This is a genomic window from Ideonella sp. P3_A4 (assembly GCF_056403075.1).
This window is the reverse complement of record NZ_JBFUGE010000075.1, coordinates 1-18137: the sequence shown is the minus strand read 5'-3', so window position 1 is coordinate 18137 and position 18137 is coordinate 1. Positions and strand designations below refer to the sequence as shown.

The 18137-nt window shown below is 67.7% G+C and carries 16 protein-coding genes; 5 read left to right on the top strand and 11 right to left on the bottom strand.

Features of this window, described 5'->3' with window-relative positions; genetic code table 11:
* Nucleotides 1–23: 23 nt before the first annotated feature.
* Nucleotides 24–1991: a sensor histidine kinase gene (locus AC1DYI_RS10200; protein WP_477203990.1), complete on the bottom strand. Its 1968-nt coding sequence runs from the start codon at nucleotides 1989–1991 to the stop codon at nucleotides 24–26.
* Nucleotides 1992–2068: 77 nt separating this feature from the next.
* On the opposite strand from AC1DYI_RS10200, the gene AC1DYI_RS10195 reads away from it, so the two are divergent.
* Nucleotides 2069–3208 carry a hypothetical protein gene (locus AC1DYI_RS10195; protein ID WP_477203989.1) on the top strand — a complete coding sequence of 380 codons (1140 nt, stop codon included), beginning with the start codon at nucleotides 2069–2071 and terminating at the stop codon, nucleotides 3206–3208.
* 30 nt (nucleotides 3209–3238) lie between these two features.
* On the opposite strand, the gene AC1DYI_RS10190 is transcribed toward AC1DYI_RS10195, so the two are convergent.
* From AC1DYI_RS10190 to AC1DYI_RS10175, 4 genes are all read right to left on the bottom strand, one after another.
* On the bottom strand, nucleotides 3239–3445 hold the full coding sequence (locus AC1DYI_RS10190) for a YjfB family protein (RefSeq protein WP_477203988.1): 207 nt from the start codon (nucleotides 3443–3445) through the stop codon (nucleotides 3239–3241).
* A gap of 187 nt (nucleotides 3446–3632) precedes the next feature.
* Nucleotides 3633–6032 carry a hypothetical protein gene (locus tag AC1DYI_RS10185; protein ID WP_477203987.1) on the bottom strand — a complete coding sequence of 800 codons (2400 nt, stop codon included), beginning with the start codon at nucleotides 6030–6032 and terminating at the stop codon, nucleotides 3633–3635.
* Nucleotides 6029–6793 (bottom strand): hypothetical protein, encoded by a 765-nt coding sequence (locus AC1DYI_RS10180; RefSeq protein ID WP_477203986.1) that lies wholly within the window; start codon nucleotides 6791–6793, stop codon nucleotides 6029–6031. Before AC1DYI_RS10180 ends, AC1DYI_RS10185 begins: the two co-directional genes overlap by 4 nt.
* 40 nt (nucleotides 6794–6833) lie before the next feature.
* Nucleotides 6834–7064: a DUF3606 domain-containing protein gene (locus tag AC1DYI_RS10175; RefSeq protein WP_477203985.1), complete on the bottom strand. Its 231-nt coding sequence runs from the start codon at nucleotides 7062–7064 to the stop codon at nucleotides 6834–6836.
* Between the two features lie 114 nt (nucleotides 7065–7178).
* Here AC1DYI_RS10175 and AC1DYI_RS10170 point away from each other — a divergent pair, with 114 nt between their 5' ends.
* The 4 genes from AC1DYI_RS10170 (at nucleotide 7179) to AC1DYI_RS10155 (ending at nucleotide 12120) form a co-directional block, all read left to right on the top strand.
* Nucleotides 7179–8336 carry an HPP family protein gene (locus AC1DYI_RS10170; protein ID WP_477203984.1) on the top strand — a complete coding sequence of 386 codons (1158 nt, stop codon included), beginning with the start codon at nucleotides 7179–7181 and terminating at the stop codon, nucleotides 8334–8336.
* A gap of 84 nt (nucleotides 8337–8420) precedes the next feature.
* A complete protein-coding gene (locus AC1DYI_RS10165) occupies nucleotides 8421–9074 on the top strand; it encodes a dihydrofolate reductase family protein (RefSeq protein WP_477203983.1) in 654 nt (217 codons plus the stop codon).
* Between the two features lie 47 nt (nucleotides 9075–9121).
* On the top strand, nucleotides 9122–10072 hold the full coding sequence (locus AC1DYI_RS10160; protein WP_477203982.1) for a transporter substrate-binding domain-containing protein: 951 nt from the start codon (nucleotides 9122–9124) through the stop codon (nucleotides 10070–10072).
* Nucleotides 10030–12120 carry an ATP-binding protein gene (locus AC1DYI_RS10155; RefSeq protein WP_477203981.1) on the top strand — a complete coding sequence of 697 codons (2091 nt, stop codon included), beginning with the start codon at nucleotides 10030–10032 and terminating at the stop codon, nucleotides 12118–12120. The genes AC1DYI_RS10160 and AC1DYI_RS10155 overlap by 43 nt, the downstream gene beginning before the upstream one ends.
* Nucleotides 12121–12134: 14 nt before the next feature.
* Here the strand turns inward: AC1DYI_RS10155 and AC1DYI_RS10150 are convergent, their stop codons facing one another.
* The 6 genes from AC1DYI_RS10150 to AC1DYI_RS10125 all read right to left on the bottom strand — a co-directional run.
* Nucleotides 12135–13139 carry a LacI family DNA-binding transcriptional regulator gene (locus AC1DYI_RS10150; protein ID WP_477203980.1) on the bottom strand — a complete coding sequence of 335 codons (1005 nt, stop codon included), beginning with the start codon at nucleotides 13137–13139 and terminating at the stop codon, nucleotides 12135–12137.
* Between the two features lie 68 nt (nucleotides 13140–13207).
* Nucleotides 13208–14254, bottom strand: a complete 1047-nt coding sequence (locus AC1DYI_RS10145) for an ABC transporter ATP-binding protein (protein ID WP_477203991.1) — start codon at nucleotides 14252–14254, stop codon at nucleotides 13208–13210.
* Nucleotides 14255–14292: 38 nt separating this feature from the next.
* Complete coding sequence (locus tag AC1DYI_RS10140) at nucleotides 14293–15177, bottom strand: carbohydrate ABC transporter permease (protein WP_477203979.1); 885 nt, start codon at nucleotides 15175–15177, stop codon at nucleotides 14293–14295.
* 23 nt (nucleotides 15178–15200) lie between these two features.
* Nucleotides 15201–16103, bottom strand: a complete 903-nt coding sequence (locus AC1DYI_RS10135) for a carbohydrate ABC transporter permease (RefSeq protein ID WP_477203978.1) — start codon at nucleotides 16101–16103, stop codon at nucleotides 15201–15203.
* Between the two features lie 15 nt (nucleotides 16104–16118).
* Nucleotides 16119–17351 (bottom strand): ABC transporter substrate-binding protein, encoded by a 1233-nt coding sequence (locus tag AC1DYI_RS10130; protein ID WP_477203977.1) that lies wholly within the window; start codon nucleotides 17349–17351, stop codon nucleotides 16119–16121.
* Between the two features lie 30 nt (nucleotides 17352–17381).
* Nucleotides 17382–18137, bottom strand: a 756-nt coding sequence (locus AC1DYI_RS10125; protein ID WP_477203976.1) for a family 1 glycosylhydrolase, incomplete at its 5' end; no start/stop codon positions are given.

Here is an 18137-nt window from a genome sequence, read left to right as displayed (position 1 = left end):
AGCCCGGACTGCACAACGCAGGGTCAGCCCTGCAGCGGCACCGGATCCAACGCGGCGCTGGCTTCGGCCAGCGGCAGCTCGAACCAGAAGGTCGAGCCGCGGCCGGGGGTGCTGGCCACGCCAATCTCGCCGCCCATGTGGTGAACGAGCTGGCGGCACAGGGCCAGCCCCAGCCCGGTGCCGCCGCGGTGGCCTTGTTCCTGCACGAACTCATTGAACAGACGCTGTGCGGCGCCGTCGCCGAGCCCGACGCCGCTGTCGACGACCTCGAAGCGCAGATGGCCATTGGCCAGCTCGTCGATCTGGATCCGCACCGAGCCCTGGTCGGTGAAGCGCAAGGCGTTCGACACCAGGTTCGTCAACACCTGGCGCAGCCGCAATGAGGCGCCGTGCCGGACATCGGCCACCTCGGGCCGCAAGGCGCAGTGCAGCGCCACACCCTTGGCCTGCGCCGCGCCCTCGAACAACCCCACCACCTCGGCCAACAGCTCGCGCAGGCTGAAGTACTTCAGCTCCAGCTCGAATCGGCCGGCCTCCAGCTTGGCGAGATCGAGGATGTCGTTGGCCAGCTCCAGCAGGTTCTGCGCCGAGCTGCGTGCCAGCGACACGTAGCGGCTTTGGCGCTCGTCCAGCTCCGACATCATCAGCAGCGAGGTCATGCCGAGCAGGCCGTTGAGCTGTGAACGCATCTCGTGGCTGACTTGTGCGACGAAGCGGCGCTGCGGATCGGGCGCCGCGGCCGGCGCCGGTGCGCGGCTCTCTTCGATGCGCCGTTGGGTTTCGCGCTCCTCGTTCTCGACTGCGCGTTGCAGGGCCTCCAAGCGCTGCGCGTCGCGCTCGGGTGTCGCCGGGGCGCCGGCGAGTTGCCGTTCGATCTGGATCGACTGGTAGTGGGCCCGCGTGCTGTTGCCCACCATCGGCGCCATCGCAGCCATCGCTTGCCGCGTGGCCAGCAAGGCGCCTTGGAAATCGCCCAGCGCCTCGCGCGCCTGGGCGATCACCGAATGCAACTGCAGCAGGTTGGCTGGCGAGGTGCGCTCGCCCGAGTCGAGGAAACGCTGGCACATGTCGCGCGCCTCGGCATGCCGGCCTTGCGCGCAACGCAGATGCCCACGCACCCAGATGCGCATGCACACCTGGTCGGGCCATTCGCGTTCCAGCATCGGCTCGCCTGCTTCCAGCGCCGCCTCGGCCTCGTCGAGCTGGCCCACGCCGATGTAGGCCAGTGCGATCGGGGTCGCCATCATGTGACGCAGGTTCGGATCCCGGGCTTCGGGCAAGGCCAACCAGGCCTGCAGCACCGCGTAGCCGGCCTGGGGCGTGCGACGGAAATGGTTGCTCAGGACCTGACTGTTCAGGTTGGACGAGCGCATCGCCGTGATGCCCGCTGCCTCGAACGCCGCCTGGGCTTCGTCGTGCAGCGGCATGCCGTGCTCCAGGTCGAGCAGGTTCAGCTGCAGGCAGGCAAGTTTGAATTTCGCGTAGGTCAGCAGCTGCGGTCGGCCCAGCCCACGGGCCAGCTCGATCAGCGCATAGCTCTGGCGCAAGGCCTCGTCGAAATCGCCACGGTGCTCTGCCAGGCGTTGCATGGCAAGCACGGTCACATACCGTTCGCGGCCGTTTCGCCCCGGGCGCTGCAGGTTCGCTTGCAATCGCCCATGAGCCTCGTCGAGCTGGTTGGCAGTGATCTCGATCCGAGCCTGCGCGTCGTCGCACAGCCAGGCGGCAGGCTCGCAGCCGAGTTGTTCGCAACGCTGCCGTGTGGAGGCGATCAGCTCGTGCAACGCCGCCGCGCTTTCATGCCCACGGCGAGCGGCACGGGTCAATGCCTGCAGCGCCAGCCCGAAGGCCTCGGCCTCGGCGTCCCCCGCTGCGCGGGCAGCCTGCACGGCCTGGTCAGACAGCGCGATACAGCCAGCAGGGTCGAGTGCGAAACGATCCCAAGCCTGGTCGATCAAGTCGGGCGCCGAGACGGGTACAGCTTGAGGCACGAGACCAGTTTAGTGCGACAACCTCGGCCGTCAATGCCGGCTGCCCCCGATCGCGCCGCGCGACGAGAATCGCGCCCATGAACACTTTTGCCCGTGGCGCCCTGGCCGTCTCTTTGTGGTGCATTGCCGCGGCCGTGGCCGCCGCCCCGTTGCAGATCCGCTCGCTGACGATGAAGCCGCCGGCCACCGTGAAGGAGCTGCCGGCGTATGCCGGCGGTTGGGCGGACGGCTCGATCAAGATGCCGTTCGTCGTCTCCGAGCCACCCACCGTGGCCGCCCGCATCAACACGTCGTTGTTCCTCGGGCTGCTCGGCATGGCAGCGCCGGCCAAGCCGGGCGAATCATTCGCCCCGTTGGCCGAACAGTTGCCCGAAGGCACTTCGTCGCAGGAGTTTCAACTCGTGCGCAATGACGCCAGGGTGCTGGCCATCACCTTCAGCACGGAAGGCTGCGGGGCCTACTGCGAAAACTACGACACAACCTTCAACTTCGACGCACGCAACGGCCGCGCGCTGGCGCTGGATGATCTGTTCACGCAGCCCGCCTTCGCCACTGTGGCGCAGCGCATCGGCAAGGAGCGCGAGCGCCTTTATGCCGATCAGCTGAAAACCCTGAAGAAGGAACTGGCCGCGCAGAAGAAGGCGCACGCCAAGGCAGACGACATCGAGGACACGCAGCAGCGAATCGAGCTGAACCAGGGGTGCCTCGAGCAAGAGAGAGGCAAGCCTCACCTGACTGACAGCCTGCGCTACGTCGGCTTCAGCCTCGAAGGCGATGGCGTGGCATTCAGCACCGGACGATGCAGCAACCACGCCAGCCGCGCGCTCGACGATGTCGCCGAGATCACCGTCAAGCTGACGCCAGCCGAGCTGCGCCCGCTGCTGACGCCGTATGGCCGCGCGCTCGTGCTGAACCAGGGCGACGTGCCGCCGCCGGCGTCGCCGTTCGGCCAGGCCCTGCACGGCAAGATCGGCGGCGCGGCGATCACCATGATGCTGGGTCGATTGGAGGCAGACGGCTCGCTCTCGGGCCGCTACTACTACGACAAGTACGGCCGCATGATCCCGCTCAGCGGCAAACGCAACGGCAACACGCTGGCGCTAACCGAAGACGTGGACGGCAACAAGGCCGAGCTCAGCCTGACGGTGCGCGGCAACGCCGTCACCGGCCAATGGCAAGGCAACGGCAAGACAGTGCCGGTGGCGCTGGACTGGTAGGGCGAGCGCTGACGCTCAGGCGCAGACCGCTCAGGCGTAGGTGTTGACGTTGCGGCCCAACGAGCCTTCAGTGGCCAGCTGCGGCTGCTGCGGGATCGCCTGGATCAAGGCCAGCGCGCCGGCGGCCTGGGTGTTCAGCGCCTTGCGCAGCACCAGGATCTGAACCGCGTCGAACGACGGCCCCTGGGAGGCTGCCGCGGTGGCGGTGTTGACGCTGGGGCTGTTGCCGATGTTCATGTTTGGTTGTCGGCATCGCTACGCAAAACTTGAACCCTCTGAAGGGCCGCTCGCGAGTTTCTTGCCCCGGGACGGGGCGCGCGCAGCGCCGCCCCCTTCAAGTGGCGTGCGCGGAGCCGGCTTTGCCGGGCCGCTGCGCGAGCCCCTCGGGGGGCAGCCCCCGGGGGGGGGGCGTGGGGGCCCAATTTCAATACCAGACCGGCGTCTTCGCAGCCCATTCGCTGTTTTTGTAGCGCCGGTGCAGCAGCTGGAAGGCCGCTTTCGAGGTCTTGCTCGCGTCCGGGTCCAGGCAACCGCCGCGGGTGGACTGCACGACCACATAGAGCAGCCAGGGCACGTCGGGGTCGTTCGGGTGGTCCTTGGCCCAGGCCAATACATGGTCGCCGACGAAGCCGGTGGCGGTCTTGAGCTGAGCCAGTGCCGCCATTTCCCTGTCGCGCACCTCGGCATTGCCGCTCACCTCAGGCGGCGGCGGCGCCTGTTCGACCTCTCGCGCTTCGAGCGGCTGCTGCCAGACGTCCCGCTGGTTCTTGGCCACGCTGCACCACATGCTGGCGGTGACCTCGCTTTTGTCAGGCGCCGGCGCCGCGGCGGCCCAGACATCGGTCGAAAAGTCTGCCGTCGTGATCAAGGGTGAAAGATCCAAGCTCATCGCCGCAATGATCAACGCGTGCTGCCGCTCGCGTGGCTGCGTAATCGCGCGGTACTGCTGCGCCACGGTTCGCAGTCCCGGCGCCAGTGCTTCCACCAGCAGAGACGCGGCCTTCGCCGGCTCTTGTGAGCCGAGCAGATCGGCCCGCATCCAGGCGGCGACAGCCACGCGCTTGCGCAGTGCCAAACCCAGGCGCTCGTCACGCGCCAGCTCCAGCAGGTCGTTGACTGCCAGCCGGGTGTTCAGCCAGGTCTGGCCATCCGCCGCGGGCCGGCTGGCGCTCGGCACCGCTTCGAGCGGCCCTGCTTCGCCCGAGTCTGGCGCGCGGGTGTAGGCCAGGCTTCGCATCAGGTGATCGGCCGCGTCCTTCAGCGAGGTGGCCTGCGCAAAGCGCTCTTGCTTGAAGAGGTTGGCGCCGCTGGCGGATGCCAGGTTCTCGCGGCGCATCTCGGCCAGCACCGCCTGCGACAGTTCGCGGGCGCGCTCGGATTGGTGCGCCAGCCGGTACAGGCGCGTCAGCTGGTAGCGCACGCTCCAGTATTCGGGCGCAGTCGCCGGCACGGCCAGTGCGGCTTTTTCCAGCGGTGGGTCCAGGTGGTCCGACAAGGCCAGCGCCGCCAGCAGCCAGGCTTGACGGCGGCCTGCTGCATGGGGTGCCTTGTCGCCGCCCAGTTGCTTCCACCGCGACAGAGCATGCGACGCCTCGCGCCGGCATTGTTCGGCCCGCGCCTTGGCGTCGCTGGCCAGCCCGCAGCGCTGCAGCGTGCGCATCCAGTCGAAGTACTCGTGCCGCTGCCGCATCGGGCCATCGATCGGCTCTCGCGTCTCAGTAGGCGCGTCGTCGTCGATGAAGCCATTGGCCAGCCGGCGCCAGTCGCCCAGGTGGTCTTCCAGATAGGGATTGGTGGCCATGTCGTCGAGCAGGTCGCTCAGTTGCCCGAACCGGCGCCGCGGCGTCAGGCGGAACTGCAGCGTGCGCACGGTGGCACGCGTGGCCTCGTGGACAACAGACTGGCCGGGATCGTCGAGGATGCGTTGGGCCTCGGCGATCAGCTTCGCGGCCTCGGCGTCGCGGTCCTGCTCGGGCGGCACGGCTGCATCGGCCACCCCTGGCCCGCCGACGGTGGCCAGGCGAACGTGGGCACGCAAGGCCAGGTAGGCGCCCCAGGCCCGCATCGGATGCTCGGGCGTGTCGCCGATGGCGCTGAAGCGCTGCGCCGCCTCTGCGAAGCTCGCGCCGTAGAAGTGTGCGGCAGCGATCTGATATTCGCGCAGTTGGCGCCAGTAGGCCGCCTCGTTCGCCGCCAACGGGGTGGGCAGCGGCGGCGGCGGCTTGCGCGTGCCGTCCGGCCGCTTCTGCGGGTCATAGGCGCAGAAGGCGAACACCGCGTCCTGCGCGGCCACCCAATTGGCCACGCGCTGCGGGGTGGCGTCGGCGCGCTGGCCGACGGTCTGCAGCATGTCCTTGGCAAACACGAACGCCGCGGGCGGGCAGTTGATGTAGCCGCCGTAGTCGGGGCCCAGGCGGACGAAATCCGAACTCGGCACCGAGGCCTTGCGCGGCGCGGCCGCTTCGCTGGCCTTCAGCCACTGGGTGTAGGGATGCTGCTTGTCAGTCAGGTTGACCCAGCCGTCGACCGCCGAGCCCTCGGCTCGCGCCAGGCCACCAGCAGTCGTCGGTGCCTTCTTGTAGCCCTCTGCCCCGAGCACGATGGCCCGCCAGGCGGTGTACAGGTAGACGCGGTGAAAGCTCGGCAGCACCACGCCAAGCTGGCCGGCGTCATAGCTGGCGGTCAAGCCAGCAGGGCCCCAGCGCGTAACGAACTCGTCGGTCGGCCCGTTATCACCGCTCGCCCGAGCCGGGCCGGACATCCCGCCCGCCGCCAGTGCGATCACCGCCAATGCGCCGGCTTGGCGGCACCATGTTTCAGTCATTGCGAAAGCTCCCTTACCATCGCGACGTCGCCGGCTCGACGGCGCCGTGCCGTGCCGATCTCAACGCCAGCGCCGATGAACCAATAGGTCTTGGCGTAACGCGTCAATGTAGGAGCATCGACCGGCTCTTGCACCGAGAACCCGGCCGCGCCCTGCCGGCACTGGCGGTGCAGGCGCTCGGGCTCGTCGACAAGCACCTGCCGCATCGCCTGGGCATCGCGGCCCATGCGAAAGAACATCGGCACCACCTCGTCGACAGGCAGTTCGTCGATCCAGCCCGGTGCACGGCACCACCAGGCCAGCGCCGTCACGCTGAGGCGCATGTCGGTGGGCAGCATGGCCCGCAACTCACGCAGCAACGCGACGTAGAACGCGCGTTGCGAAGGCCGCGCTTCCATGTCCACCTGCACCCAGCCCGATGTGCTGTGGTCGGCGGCGCGGCGCACGGCCTGGATGATGACTTCGCGCTGACGATCACCCAGCACCGGAGGCTGCATCACGCTCAGTTCGACGTGAACCACCGGCGTGACCTTCGCGCCCGGGCCGATCGGCGGCGCCTGCGGGCGCGGTCGCACCAGGATGTCGGGCCCGCGCAGCAGCACGTGCTGCACGACGACCGCCACATGCGCGGCGGACCAGCTGGGCACAGCCCCACCGTCCCACAACCATGCGATGCGCTCGCTGGCGGCCCGCGCAGGCGAGCTGCTCAGCAGCGTGACCAATAGAGCGGCGACAACAATCAACGAGGCAGAAGTGCGCACGCCGGCAGCGTACCGCAGCCGCGCGTCGACCCGCCGAGCGTCACCCGCCCGACTGCTTGCCTGCCCCGCCGGCGCCGAGGAAGTCCTTGATCTTGTCGATGCGGGTGCCGACCGACTTGACGGCGTTCATCAGCGCTTCGTCGGTCGTGCCGAGCGCCTTGGCCCAGCGATCGACGGCGGCCTTGTCGTTGACGTCGACGTTGGCGTGCGATTGCGGGTCTTCGGCGGCCTGGGTGGCGGTCGAGGTCTTGGTGCTGGTGCTGGTGTTCATCGCGGGCTCCGGTTCCTGGGCATTTGGGGCAAGGCACGTTCCCAGCCCATCTCGCCCGCGGTCGACTACGATCCGTCCCCTTTTCTGCATTCGCGCCCACGGGCCGAAGTGACGATGTCGAACCTGGGTCGATCGTGGTGGCTTGATTTCCTGCCCGGCCGCATGGCCATCGATGCGCGCGAGCGCTGGCGCTGCGTCGGCGGGGCCGCTGTGGGCATGCTGCTCACCGGCTGGCTGTGCCATTGGCTGTCGCCGCAGTTCGGCGCTGCGGCGATCTGGCTCGTCGCCCCGATCGGGGCCAGCGCCGTGCTGGTGTTCTGCGTGCCGTCCAGCCCGATGGCCCAGCCCTGGGCGGTCGTCGGCGGCAACACCTTGTGTGCCATCGTCGGCGTGGCCTGCGTGCACCTGCTGGGCACGTCGGAATGGGCGGCCGGCATCGCCGTCGCGCTGGCAATCGCCGCGATGTTCGCGCTGCGCTGCCTGCACCCGCCGGGCGGCGCCAGCGCGCTGCTGATGGTGCTGACCGGCGTGCACGACCCGGTCTTCGCGCTGTACCCGGTGATGGCCAACGGCGTGTTGCTGGTGGTCGCCGGCATCGCCTACAACACGCTGACCGGCCGCCGCTATCCGCACAGCCAGCGTCCGGTGGTGGCCGCGCCCGGGGCGGCCGAGCCGCGAACGGCGGCTAGCGACCTGCAAGCCGCGCTGGTCCGCTACAACCAGGTGCTGGACGTGAGCCCAGACGACCTGCAAGCGCTGCTGGCCGAGGCCGAGGTCGAGGGCTACCGCCGCCGCATGGGCCAGCTGAGCTGCGCCGACATCATGTCGCGCGAACCGATCTCGGTCGACTACGGCACGCCGCTGCAAGAGGCCTGGGCGCTGCTGCGTCAGCGCCGCATCAAGGCGCTGCCGGTGGTCGACCGCGTTTCGCGTGTGATCGGCGTCGTGACGCTGGCCGATTTCATGGCCGACCCGACGCTGGACCTGCATGACGGCTGGAAACACCGGCTGCAGACGCTGTTGAGCCCCACGCGGACGATGCACACCGACAAGGCCGAGGCGGTGGGCCAGATCATGACCACCGACGTGCGCGTGGCCCGCGCCGACCAGCCGCTGGGCGAGCTGGTGCCGCTGTTCGCCAGCACCGGCCACCACCACATCCCGGTGGTCGACGGCGAGCGTCGGCTGGTCGGCATCATCACCCAGTCCGACCTGGTGGCAGCTTTGTGCCGGCAGGACGCAGAGGCCGCCGCCGCGGCGCAAACGGGCTGAACGCGCCGGTTTTTTCTTCCCGGCGTGTCGATTGCCACCCGCGGTCTTCGTCGTCAAGATGACAGCCATCAACGAAAGAACACGATGTCCAAGCTCAGGGTGCATGCCTTTTCAGTCTCGCTCGACGGCTACGGCGCCGGTCCGCATCAAAGCCTGGACAACCCGCTGGGCGCCGGCGGCATGGCGCTGCACGAGTGGGTCTTCCCGACCCGCAGCTTCCAGCAGATGGTCGGCCAGGACCAGGGGACGACCGCCGAAGACGACGCCTTTGCGCGGCGCGGCTTCGACCACATCGGCGCCTGGATCATGGGTCGCAACATGTTCGGCCCGGTGCGTGGCGACTGGCCCGATGACCAGTGGAAAGGCTGGTGGGGCGACAACCCGCCGTACCACACCGAGGCATTCGTGCTGACGCACCATGCCCGAGCGCCGGTCGAGATGGAAGGCGGTACGACCTTCCACTTCGTCACCGGTGGCATTCACGAGGCGTTGGAGCGTGCCCGCACCGCCGCGGCAGGCAAGGACATCCGCCTGGGCGGCGGCGTTGCGACGCTCAAGGCCTACCTGCGCGAAAGCCTGGTCGACGAGATGCACCTGGCGCTGGTGCCCAAGCTGCTGGGCTCGGGCGAGGCGCTGTTCACCGGCCTCGACCTGCCCGCGCTGGGCTACCAATGCACCGAGCGCGTYGCCACCGAACAGGCGACTCACGTGGTGCTGACGCACAAGCGCTGGCGGTAGCAGGCCGGCGCCTCGGACCACCGGCGCCGCCCCCGTGAGAACCGCGGTTGCGCGCGGCCCTCGAATCGCTACACTCGTTGGAAGCGGTTCAGCAGTCGGCGACGTCGGTTGTTCGTCCCCTGATCGTCCGCTGCGCGAGGGTATGGGTGACAGCGGCAAGCCTGTTCCGGCTTCTGTGGCTGTGGGCACTTCTCCTGCCCGGCCTCGGACTGACGGCTGAAACCACGGTCAGCATCCCGGTCGATCACAAAGCTGATCCGGCCGGGGTGAGCCTGTCCCCGGCTGAGCAGGATTTCGTCCGAGCTCAGCCACCTGTGCGCATCCTGATCGTCGATCGCCCGCCCTTCGAGTACTTCAAGGATGGACAGGCCAGCGGCTTCACGGTCGAGTTCCTGCGTCTGCTGCTGCGCAAGCTGGGGCTGACCAACATCACCTACGTCCCGGCGACCTTCGCGCAGGGCTTGCAGATGCTGGGCGACGGCCATCTCGACATCGTGCCGGACATCGCTCGCACGCCCGAGCGCGAGCAGCTCATGCTGTTCACCGAGCCCTACCGCTACGCCACCAAGGCCATCGTGGCCCGGTCGGGCGCGGCCTTTCCCGACATCAGCTCGCTCGACGGCCGGCGCATTGCCGTCGAGTCGCGCAACATCTCCGACAAGATCATCCGTGACAGCGGCATCGCGGCGACGCGGGTCGAATGCGCTGCAGTCGCCGAATGCCTGCTGTTCGTCTCGCAGGGCAAGGCCGACGCGTACATCGAGACCACCGCGGTCGTCGAATACCAGATGGCCGCGCGCGCCATTGCCGACCTGGCCGTCGTCGGCTCGATCGACAACGCCCAGACACCATCGCGCTTTGCGCTGCGCAAAGACGCCTCGATGCTCGCCGCGTTGATCAACCGCGCGATGCCAGCACCTCGGTCGAAGAGCGCGCGAGCCTCGCCGAACGCTGGATGTCCAAAGGCGCGGTGGACCTGCTGTTCGGCCGGGCGGTGAGCCACATAGCCCTCAACGCGCAGGAACGCCAGTACCTGCTCGAAAAGCAGAACATGCTGCGGGTGTGCAGCGCCCCCGCCGGCGCGCCACTCAGCGAAGTGACCAGTGACGGCACGCATGTCGGCATCGCACCGGACATCGTCTCTCGCCTGGCCCAGACCATGGGGGTTCGGCTCGACTTCGTCGCCTCGCGCAGCTGGAGCGAGACCCTGGAAGACGCGAAAGCCCGGCGCTGCGACCTCATTTCGTTCGCCCAGGAAACACCCGAACGACGCGCCTACCTCGACTTCACGACGCCCTACGCGGACTTCCCGATCGTGATCGTCACCCGCAGTGCGCAGCCCTACTTCAACGACATCGGGCCGCACCTGCACGAGCGCTTCGGCGTGATCCGCGCGTTCGGCGCCGTGCCGGCCATCAAGGCCCGCGTTCCCGGGATCACGATCCGCGAGTACGCCGACGCGGGCGAAGGGCTGCGCGCGGTGCAGAAAGGCGAAATCTTCGGCTTCATCGGCACGCTGCCGATCGCCAATCGCCACCTGCTGATGGAAGGGATGACGGACCTGCGGGTCGCGTCACAACTCACCGAGCGCATGGCCATGCAGATCGCCGTGCGCAACGACGACCCGTACCTGAAGAGCCTGTTCCAACGCGCGATCAACGCGCTGCCGCCGGAAAAGCGCCAAGAGATCATCTTGCACTGGACGGCTGTGCGTTACGAAAAGGCGGTCGACACGGTGTTGCTGGCCAAGTGGGTCGGCGGTGTCGTCGCTGCGGCCACGCTGCTGCTGCTGTTGGTGATGGCCTGGAACCGGCACCTGGCGCGGCTGAATCGCGAGCTCGACCTGAAGGTCGCCGAGCGCACGCGGGAGTTGGTGGGGGCCAAGCAGATGGCCGAGGCCGGCGCGCGGAGCAAGGCCGAGTTTCTGGCCAACATGAGCCACGAAATCCGTACCCCGCTGAACGCGATCATGGGGCTGTCGCAGCTGGTTCGCGTGGGCGGCCTGACGCCCGAGCAAGATCGCCGCATGGTGCAACTCGAGCAGGCCAGCACGCACCTGATGGCCACCATCGGCGCCGTGCTGGACCTTTCAAAGATCGAGTCCGGCAAGTTCACGCTCCATGAAGAGCCGCTGAGCATCGAAACCGTGGTCGAGAACGTGATCGCGATGGTCGAATACGACGCCAACGCAAAGAACCTGCGGCTGGGCCACGAGATTGCCCCGCTGCCCGCCGGCCTGGTCGGCGATCACACCCGGGTTCAGCAGGCCTTGCTCAACTACGTGGTCAACGCCGTGAAGTTCACGGAGTCGGGCACGATCGACGTCCGGGTCGAGGTGCTGGAAGACGGGCCGGGCGACGCGCGTCTGCGGTTCTCGGTCACCGATTCCGGCGTCGGCATCGCCCCCGACCGGATGGCGCGGCTGTTCACCGCGTTCGAGCAGGTCGACAACGGCATCACGCGCCGGCACGGCGGCACCGGGCTCGGGCTCTCGATCACCAAGCACTTCGCCRCCTTGATGGGCGGCGACGCCGGYGCCGACAGCACCCCTGGCCAGGGCAGCACGTTCTGGTTCACCGCGCGCTTGCGCAAGGATTCCGGCGCGATCATCGTGGCAGACCTTCATGCCGCAGCGGCCCTGTCTTTGGGGCCGCCAAGAGAGCGCGYGACTTCTCGCGTATTGCTCGTTGACGACGATCCTGTCAATCGCGAGATCGGTGCCGCAACGCTGACGCGCGCCGGGCTGACCGTGGACTGTGCCGCCAACGGCACCGAAGCCGTCGCCATGGCTGCCGAAATCGACTACGCGCTGATCCTGATGGACGTGCACATGCCCGGCATGGACGGCCTTGAAGCGACCCGGCAGATACGTCGGCTCGCGCGTGGCGCGGATGTGCCCATCGTCGCCGTCACCGCCAGTGCGTTTGCCGACGACGAGCTGCGCTGCCGGCAGGCGGGGATGAACGACTTCATCGGCAAGCCGGCGCCACCGCAGCATGTGCAGGCGATGCTGTCGAGGTGGCTCGACAGCCCGCGGTCATCCTGAACGGGCTCCGCCGCCTATTGCTTTGCCACCGAGTCGCGGTGCACGACAGTCGGCTCGAACTCGCGCGAGATCTTCAGCGTCATGCCATAGCAGCTGTTGAGCAGCATGCGGCAGGCGTTCAGCCCCATCTCGTCGACGGGGATGTGCACGCTGGTCAGGCGCGGCGACAGGAAGGCCGCCACATCGGTGTCGTCGTAGCCGAGCACCGACACTTGGCGCGGCACCGCGATGCCGCGGTGTTGCAGGCAGCTCAAGGCGCCCATCGCCATCTGGTCGTTGGCGCAGAACAGCGCCGTGAACGGCCGGTCGCGCGCGAGCAGCCGCTCGACCGCCTCCCAGCCACTTTCCGCCGCGAAGTCACCCTCTTCCACCGGCACCTGCGCCGCATCGAGGCCGAGCTCCCCGAGCGCTTCGAAAAAGCCCTGCAGCCGCTGCTTGTTGTCGCTGGCCGCGGCGGGGCCGGAGACAACGGCGAAGCGGCGATGGCCTTGGTCGAGCAGCGCCCGCGCCGCCAGGTGGCCGGCGGCCCGGTGGTCAACGGTGAAGCAATGGCTGCGCATGCCTTTGACCTCGCGGTTGACCAACGCCAGCTGCGGGTAGCCGTCGCGCAGCTGCATGAAGTCGACGTCTTTCAGCGCGGTGCTGCTGACGATGATGCCGTCGCAGTCGCGGCTGATCAGGAAACGCACGCCGTCAAGCGCCTGCTGGCGACGGTCGTCGTGGCCGCAGCCGTTCGCCACCACCATGTGACGGTCGTACTGGCGCAGTTCGGTGTCAATGGCGTGCAGCAGCGGGCCGTAGTACGGGCCCTTGAAATCGGGCACGAAGACGCCGATGGTGCCGGTGCTGCGCAGCGACAAGGCACGCGCCGTGGCGCTGGGCCGAAAGCCCAGCTGCTTAACGGCCACGGCCACGCGCTCGGCCGCGTCCTTCGAGAATGAGCCCTTGCCGCTGATCACGCGCGACGCGGTGCCCACGCCCACGCCTGCCAGCCGCGCCACATCTTTGATTGTTGCCATCGTCCCTGCCAGCCGAACCGGGATCGGTTCGCCGGCCGATCATAGAGGGACTCTGGCGCTGGGGCGGGCTACAAGCGCTCTTCGCTGYGTGGGTCGAACAGGCAGGCGCGCTCCAAGTCCATCGCCACACCCACGCGGTCGCCGATCTCGGGCGGCACGGCGCTGTTGACGATCGCGGCCAGGCGCTGGCCCTGCATGTCCAGCCACACCACCTGGTGCGAACCCATCGGCTCGACCAGCGTCACCTCGGCGGGGATGTGCGCTTCGCCCGGTGGCGTGAGCGAGATGTGCTCCGGCCGAACGCCGAGCACGGCCTCGGCATTCGCCGGCGGCGCATGCAAGAACACCTCGCGTGGCAAGCTGGCTTCGAACGCGCCGGCGCGGAATGCGGCGCGATCGCCCTCCAATCCGCTCAGCTGGCCATGAACAAAGTTGATGCTTGGGCTACCCAGGAAACCGGCGACGAACATGTTGGCCGGCCGGGCGTAGACCTCGCCCGGTGCGCCGATCTGCTGGATGCGGCCACCACGCATCACCGCGACACGGCTGGCCAGCGTCATCGCCTCGACCTGGTCGTGCGTCACGTAGATCATCGTCGCGCCGAGTTCGCGGTGCAGTTGCTTCAGCTCGCGCCGCAGTTCGGTGCGCAGCTTCGCGTCGAGGTTGCTCAAGGGCTCGTCGAACAGGAAGACCTGCGCCTCGCGCACCAGCGCACGGCCGATCGCGACGCGCTGGCGCTGGCCGCCCGACAGCTGCGCGGGCTTGCGCGCCAGCAGCGGGTCGAGCTGCAGCATCTTCGAGGCACGCTGCACGCGCTTGTTGATCTCTTGCTTGGGCAACCCGGCCACGCGCAGGCCAAAGCTCATGTTGCGCTCGACGCTCATCGTCGGGTACAGCGCATAAGACTGGAACACCATGCCGATCGAGCGGTCCTTCGGGTCGGCCCAGGTCACGTCCTTGCCGCCGATGTGGATGCTGCCGGCGTCGACATCGATCAGCCCGGCGATGCTGTGCAGCAGCGTGCTCTTGCCGCAGCCCGAAGGCCCGAGCAGCACGAGGAACTCGCCTTCCTGCACCGCCAGATCGAGTTGTTCGAGGATGTTGACGGCGCCCATGCGCACGCCGAGTTGTTGGATCGAAACACTGGACACGATCAGCCCTTCACAGCGCCGGCGGCGATGCCGCGCACGAACCAGCGGCCGGACACGAGGTAGATGACGAGCGGCACCAACGAGGTCAGCAGCGTCGCCGCCATGTTGACGTTGTAGAGCCGTTCGCCGGTGGTGGTGTTGATGACGTTGTTCAGCTGCACAGTCATCGGCAGGTGTTCGCGGCCGGCAAAGGTCAGCCCGAGGATGAAGTCGTTCCAGATGCCGGTGACTTGCATGATCACCGCGACCACGATGATCGGCAGGCTCATCGGCAGCATCAGCTGCACGAAGATGCGCCAGAAGCCGCCACCGTCGATGCGTGCCGCCATGAACAGCTCGCGCGGCACGGTGGCGTAGTAGTTGCGGAACAGCAGCGTCATCACCGGCATGCCGAAGATCGTGTGGATCAGCACGATGCCGGGCAAGGTACCGAACAGCGACATCGACGCGAACGCCCGCACCAGCGGGAACATCAGCACCTGGTAAGGCACGAAGGCGCCGATCAGCAGCAGCAGGAACAACCCGTTGCTGAACCGCGGGCGCCAGAACGACAGCGCATAGCCGTTGAGCGCACCGACGAGGATCGACACGATGGTGCTGGGCACGACGATCGCGACCGAGTTCCAGAAGCCGCCCTGGATGCCCTCGCACTGCAAGCCGGTACAGACCGCCGACCAGGCCTGCACCCAGGGCTCCAGCGTCATCTTCATCGGCAGGCCGAAGATGTGGCCGAGGCGGATCTCCTCCATCGGCTTGACCGAGGTGACCAGCATCACGTACAGCGGCAGCAGGAAGAACGCTGCCGCGGTCAACAAGAAGGCGTAGATGCCGATGCGGGCCGGGCGCGGCAATGAGCGTCGGCGACTGGCAGGCTTGGCGGCGGGCATGGCCGGAGTGTGAATCACGGCGCTCATCCGTGGGCCCCTGCTTTTGCTCCAGCACGATGCCGCGCATACAGCCACGGCGCAACGACGGCCAGCACGGTGGCCAGCAGGACGGTGGACGCCGCAGAAGCAAGGCCGATGTTGGCGCGGCCGAACAGGTTGTCCATGATGAACTTGGCCGGCACTTCACTGGCCAACCCCGGGCCGCCCTGCGTCATCGCCACCACCACGTCGAACACCTTGACCACGCCGACCGATAGCAGCACCAGTGCGGTGCCGATCGACGGCCCGAGCATCGGCAGCACGATGGACACGTAGACGCGCCACGGCGGGATGCCGTCGATGCGCGCGGCCTTCCACAGGCTGTCGTCGATGCCGCGCAAACCCGCCAGCATCAGCGCCATCACCAGGCCCGAAGCCTGCCAGACCGCGGCGAGCGCGATCGCGTACATCACCGCGTCCTGCTGCACGATCCAGTCGAGCGTGAAGCTCTCGAAGCCCCAGCCGCGGATCRTTGCCTGCAGCCCCAGCTCGGGGTTCAGCAGCCACTGCCAGACCAGGCCGGTCGCGACGAACGACATCGCGTACGGGTAGAGGAACACGGTGCGCAATACACCCTCGCCCTTGACCCGCTGGTCGATGAACACCGCCAGCGCAAAACCCAGCCCCATGCAGCCGACGATGAACAAGACGCCGAACAGCGCCATGTTCTGCAGCGACAACATCCAGCGTTCGGTCTCGAACAGCTTCGTGTACTGCGCGAGGCCAACAAAGTTGTCGACCGGCAAGGTGCGCGAGCTGCTGAACGAGACCTTGACCGACCAGGCCATCGTGCCCAGATAGGCCAGCAGCACGGTGACGGCCATGGGCAACAGCGCCGCATAGGCTGCGACGTTGCGCAGCCCGCGGCTGCGGCGCGAAGACGACATCAAACCTCCGAAGCGTCAGCTCTTGATCGCCGAGGCCATCGCCTTCGCCGCATCATCGACGCTCTGGTTGGTGTTCCAGAACTTGGTGATGATGTCCTGCAGCGCGCCGGCCACGTCGGGTGCGACCAGCATCTCAGAGTTCGGCAGATGGCGCGTCGGGTCTTTCATCACCTGCAGGCCGATCTGGGCACACAGGTCCATGCCCTTCGCATCGACGTCGGTGCGGATCGGGATCGAGCCCTTCTTGTTGTTGAAGGCCACCTGTGTTGCCGGGGCGGTGAAGGTGTCGGCCAGCAGGTGCTGAGCCTTGATCTGCGCCGGGTCGGTGGTCTTCGGGAAGACAAACACGTCACCCGCGATGATGTAAGGCGACTTCGGGCCGAAACCGGGGAAACAGCCGTATTCCTTGCCCGCCGTCTGGTTGGCGTTCTGGAACTCGCCCTTGGCCCAGTCGCCCATCAGCTGCACACCGGCCTTGCCGCTGATGACCAGCGAAGTCGCGTCGTTCCAGTTGCGGCCTGGTGAGCCCGCGTCGACATAACCCTTCAGACGCTTGAACGATGCGAGCACAGCCTTGAACGCCGGGCCCTGCACCGTCGCTGCGTCGCGGTCGCGGTAGAACTTCAGGTACAGCTCGGTGCCGCCGGCGTGCGCCAACCAGCCGTCGAACAGCAGCTTTTCTTGCCAAGGTTGACCGCCTTGGGCGAGAGGCACCACGCCGGCGGCCTTCAGCTTGTCCAGCGCAGCAAAGAATTCATCAGGCGTCTTCGGCTCGGCGGCGATGCCGGCCTTGGCAAACGCCGGCTTCGAGTACCAGAACCACGCCGGCATGTGGATGTTGACCGGCACCGCGTAGTAGTGGCCCTTGACCTTGACGGCGTTCAGGATCGGCGCGGGCAGCATCTTGTCCCAGCCGTTCTTGATCGCGACATCGTCGACGTTGTTCAGCAGGCCTGCGTCGATGATGTCGTGGAACTGCTTCGAGGTGTTGAACTGCGCCGCGGTCGACGGCGTGCCACCGACGATGCGGTTCACCGCAGCAGCGCGCGAGGCCTCGCCACCGGCGATCGCGCTGTCGACCCACACGCCACCGGCCGCTTTGTAGGCGTTGGCCAGTTCCTTCAGCGCGGCCGACTCGCCGCCCGAGGTCCACCAGTGGATGACCTCGGCCTTGGTCTGGGCCTGGGCTGCGGCGGCGCCACAGGCCAACGCGACGGCAATGGCGATGCGGGTGGCGGTTTGATTCATCTCTTTTGTCTCCTGCTGGGGTCGGAATTGTCAGGCGCGTTCGGCGCGCTGTTGGAAGAATGCTTTCAGCGCGAGGGCGCTGTCTTTCGGCGTGCGCTGCTGCGTGGTGTAGTCGACGTGGACGATGCCGAAGCGCTTTTCGTAGCCATAGGCCCATTCGAAGTTGTCGAGCAGCGACCAGACGAAGTAGCCGCGCACATCCACACCCTGCTGCATCGCCTGGTCGATCGCGGCGAAGTGCCGGCCGAGGTAGCGCATGCGCTGTTCGTCGTGCACGTGGCCAGCTTGCACCTGGTCGTCGCTGGCCATGCCGTTCTCGGTGATGTAGATCGGCGGCAGCGCGGGGTAGCGCTGGTGGAATTCGACCAGCAGGTTGCGCAGGCTGTCCGGGTGCACCTCCCAGCCCATCTGCGTACGCTCGACGTCGGGCAGCGGCTTGACGACATAGCCGTGGCCGCCGTCGCTGGCCACCACCGTGCGGAAGTAGTAGTTGATGCCGACGAAGTCGGTCGGCACCGAGATCGTGGCCATGTCGCCGTCGCGGACCGGCGCCACCGCGTCGGGCCAGAGCTGGCGCAGTTCCTCGGGGTACTGGCCTTTGAACAAGGCGTCCAGCACCCAGAGGTTGTTGTTGGCGTGGGCGCGCCGCGCCGCCAGCTGGTCTTCAGCGCTGTCCGAGGCCGCGGTCACACCGTTGACATTGGCCACCAGTCCGACAGGCGCCTTGTCGTTCGCACGCAGCGCCGGCACCGCCAAGCCGTGGCCCAGCAGCAGGTGGTGCATGGC